Raw genomic sequence first — 545 nt, 5'->3', positions numbered from 1 at the left:
AACACCGTGACCGTCCATACACCCGTCGTCAATTACTCGGACATACCGGACATCAACCGGCCCTTCGACCAGAGTATGAATCCGGATTACAGCAAAACGGTTCTTGTCCTAGGTCGGCCGTTCCGCGTGGACTTCGACGAAAAGGGACAGCATTTAAATTACTTAGGCTATGGCAACAACGATTACATGAAATACACGGCTTCCAAGCGTGTGACGTTTCCCTTCGGTGTGTTTGACTCTACAGGATCTTATCATCAGGAAAATACATGGATCTACATCGATGTAGGAACACCGTCCGCCACGTATCTCATTCCGGAATGGATTGATGAAGGCACGTATTATATCACACTCGAAGCGTGGGCGATTAATACCCAAGCCGCGACCTGCCAGACCAACTTGAACGGAGACTTAATCAACTACTGCGCGACAAAGGGGATCGATGTCAACGTCGTGGGGCGCGTTTCCGATTTTCGGATAGGAGATATCGGTGATTTGCGGTACGAGTCCGTGTTTAGAACGGCACCCGGCTCACTGAATCATACAAC

Annotated in this window: 1 pseudogene; it reads left to right on the top strand. The window is 49.7% G+C overall.

The features are described from left to right. Nucleotides 1-545, top strand: a pseudogene (locus IEY34_RS36415) (DUF5704 domain-containing protein); the annotation flags it as partial.

The organism is Paenibacillus marchantiophytorum, assembly GCF_014640555.1.
GTDB classification, from domain to species: domain Bacteria; phylum Bacillota; class Bacilli; order Paenibacillales; family NBRC-103111; genus Paenibacillus_E; species Paenibacillus_E marchantiophytorum.
The sequence above is the reverse complement of the archived record's forward strand: the minus strand, read 5'-3'. Positions and strand labels throughout refer to the sequence as shown.